Source organism: Candidatus Accumulibacter phosphatis, from assembly GCF_012939955.1.
Lineage (GTDB): Bacteria > Pseudomonadota > Gammaproteobacteria > Burkholderiales > Rhodocyclaceae > Accumulibacter > Accumulibacter delftensis.
The window spans coordinates 1-3,163 of sequence record NZ_SPMY01000122.1 but is presented as its reverse complement, the minus strand read 5'-3'; the positions used below and the strand labels follow the sequence as shown (position 1 = coordinate 3,163).

Genomic DNA, 3,163 nt, shown 5'->3' with positions numbered 1-3,163 from the left:
CCAGCAAGTCCGCTGTCGCGCTTGATCGTGACTGAAATCGCATACTCAAAGGCTGTTGGTGATAGCCGCTGCAGTGTATTTCAGCACGAGCTGGCTAATGAGCCAGCGAGCGAGTTGGGTACGGCATTTCATCAGCGACGGTATCGAATGCGATAGACCTTATCGATGCTTTCCGTGACGAACGGGTGAAACTCCACATACCATTTGGCTTCTGGATTCTTCTCCAGGTCGTCGCGCTTTACCCCTATCAGCTTTGGAAAATAAGTTGAGCGGGCAAAGTGCCGAACGCCGAGAGGATCGGCGGGGTCGCTGGTTTCAAGGTCAATGGCCCCTAACGACAGCACATCCATTCCTTCGGCCAAGTCCCTGTAGGTCATGGCGTGGCCTTGACTGGCCAGCTCCTGCCGCAACCGATGAAGCGTGAAAATCAAGCCGCTGCGCCGATCTGGCTGGTCATAGAAGCCTGCTGGGGGTGCTGCGGCGAGGCGACGCAAAGCGTGTTCTATCAGCTCTTCGCGGGCACTTGGGTAATATTCAATCGTCTCCTCCGTCGGGTTTCCAGCCTCGTCGCGCACTTCAATACGGGCGGGGCGGACGACTGCGGTGAGGGGAATGCCGCGATAGTGGAAGGCCACCTTGCGGATAGGCAGATACCCCCCAGGGAGGCGTACTTCGTCCTGGTTCTTGCGGGATAGCGCATAGCGCGGGATGCTGTCCCAGAGATCGACCGCATTGGAGAGCGTGGCGCGTTCGTTGTCGGTGTTGGCGAGAAAGTCTTGAAACAGACTGAGTTGCTGGTTCTCGAAAGCGTCCACGGGGATCGGCTTGAATGCCTTGGGTCTGCGGACGGCTTTTTTTTTTGGCTGTGCTTTCTTCAATCATGCCGCACTCCCCTTCCCTTCCCTGCTCAAGCGATTTGGTCGCGGCCATAGTGAGCAAACAACAGATTAACCGCCTCGATCATCAGAGCTTGCTGCGTTTTGTCCTGTTCAAGCCCCATGTAACTTAGCTGCTTCTCCGCTGCCTCGGTCAAATAAACCAGCTTGCCGCGCTTGCCTTCACGCGATGCCGTGCGAACACGCGACGGGCTCGCTGCTGCGGTCGGTTCCGCGACTCCTGCCGGTGATGGAGCGGGCGGCGAGAAGATCGAGGCGAGGTCGTTGGCGGACTTAGCTCTTGTCATGGTGCTAGTCTCCTATCATGTAAGGATGTTTGCGTGTTTGCGTGCTATCACGATAGCTTCAAGCCTTGTTTGATGCAAGCGAAAAGCTCCGCTATTTCCTGTGCAGCCTTACCGTCCGGCTCGTATTCATGTACGGCGCGGCAACCGGTCAGGGCAGACTCGAACGCGGCGCGCCGGTGCAGAACGGGGGGCAACACGTTGATGCCTTGTCCTTGGATAACCGCTTTGGCTTCGTCCGCCTTGTTGGAATTGGGTTGCGCATGATTGATGACTACGGCGGCGGCGGTGTTGGATAGCCTGGCGATGTCCGCCGTTGAAATCAGGGCTTTGAGGTCAAAGCGGGCAGGGCGGCAGGGCATTAAAACGAAGTCGGCCAGCTTCGCCGCTTGGGCGGCGTCACGATTTGAGTGAGGCGCGGTGTCGATGATGAGCAGTTGCACCCCGTTGTCCTCTGCCTTCTTCTTCTCCCTCGGCAGGTCGCTTTCTCTCGCCCGCACGAAATCGAGTTTCGGGCTGTTGGGGTCATTTTCGGCCCGGCCTTGGTTCCAATCGTAAGCGCTGCCCTGTGGGTCGAGGTCGATCAGGGCAGGATGGATGTTCTGCGTCCGTGCGTAGGCAGCGAGATGCACGGCAATCGTGCTTTTGCCGCTGCCGCCTTTCTGAGCAAGGATGGCTAGGGTCTTCATGGCACGACTTCCTTATAAGATAGATTGGTATCATGATAGCCTGCTCGCATGCGTTCGTGGTCGTTTGCTGTAGTGCTATCACGTTAACAATATAGCGCCAAAGCGGGCAAACCGAAATTTTTTCTGGCGAGGCGGGGCGCAGCCATGCCCCGCCACCCAGCGTGAGCGAAGCTGACGCCGCTGCCTGGCTTTTGCGTCATGAGAATCGTTGTCGAAGGCCTGGACTTCAGGACTGGTGCGCGCAGCGCGCGCGTGGACGCCCTGATGTTTTATCTGTCATGGTTTTGAGCTTGCCCATACATAGCACTTAGTGCCATGAAACGAACCTGGGGACGCGGCATGTCCATTTAAAAGACCCGATGGTTCGACTGTTGGGCGCACAAACAGGGATTGACCACGATTTGTGTGGACCACTGGGATCGCACGGCCGCCGGGGCGGAAGACGAAGTGGCAAGGCTTGCGCTCACGCGTAGGGGCAACAGCTAAACAGGCACCCGAACGTATCCGCGGCGAGTTCGGACCTTCTCCACGGTCTCGATCATCTTCATGCCTTCCTCTTCGCTTGATACGAAAAGAGTCCGGAGCGCACCAAGACGATTGGTCTTCCCGCCCCTGGAAACGACGAGCACCCAATCCTGAAGCAGGTCACGCATCAGGCGGACCTCGTAGTACCTGGTACTTGTCTCCCAGCGAACGCGCATCGTTGCCTCTCCTCCACGCTGCATTGCAGGCCATCATTGAAAAGCAGAATACGGTGAAACGGCCCTCCAGCGAACGGCTACCGCCGTCCGGCACCGCAATGTCACTGGTGAAACGCTGTCCCCAGGTCACGAGCGCTGTGCAGGACACGTGCAATCGGGGTTGTAAGCCGGAACCGCCGAATATGTAGTGCACCGCATATTCGGCGATATGCAGAGTCCAGGAATATGAGGAGTATTCTTTCCTAGGGCGGCAGCATTTGCCTTGAAATCAGGTGGTTGCAGCGGTTTCTTTTGCCGGTTTTCTCGGCATATTACTGTCGTCCTTGAACGGTTGGTTAGCCAAAGGAGGACAGTATGCTTACGACCTATTTCACGCGCCCGGCAACGCGCGCGGGGTATTATGCGGGACCTGTCGGTCCCTATCTAGACCCTTTCACTGACTGGTTGGTGAAACGGGGTTATTGCAAAGACGCCATCCGGCATCTTCTCCTTGGGGCGGTCGCTTCGCCAACTGGATGCAGGTGGCCGGTGGTGACCTGACTTCCTTGCACGAAGGTGTTTGGTAATACCTTCTGCGATCATTTGGCCAAGCA

Annotated in this window: 3 protein-coding genes; all 3 read right to left on the bottom strand. The window is 57.2% G+C overall.

The window, feature by feature from the left end; all coding sequences use genetic code 11:
* Positions 1 to 131: 131 nt before the first annotated feature.
* The 3 genes from E4Q23_RS22785 to E4Q23_RS22775 are packed head-to-tail and all read right to left on the bottom strand — an operon-like array spanning position 132 to position 1,869.
* Positions 132 to 878: a hypothetical protein gene (locus tag E4Q23_RS22785; protein ID WP_169068700.1), complete on the bottom strand. Its 747-nt coding sequence runs from the start codon at positions 876 to 878 to the stop codon at positions 132 to 134.
* 29 nt (positions 879 to 907) lie between these two features.
* The gene (locus tag E4Q23_RS22780) at positions 908 to 1,183 is read right to left on the bottom strand and encodes a ribbon-helix-helix domain-containing protein (RefSeq protein ID WP_169068699.1); all 276 of its coding nucleotides are present in this window, start codon (positions 1,181 to 1,183) and stop codon (positions 908 to 910) included.
* A 47-nt stretch (positions 1,184 to 1,230) separates the two neighbouring features.
* Entirely contained in the window at positions 1,231 to 1,869 is a 639-nt protein-coding gene (locus E4Q23_RS22775) for an AAA family ATPase (protein WP_248595660.1), read from the bottom strand.
* Positions 1,870 to 3,163: the final 1,294 nt, after the last annotated feature.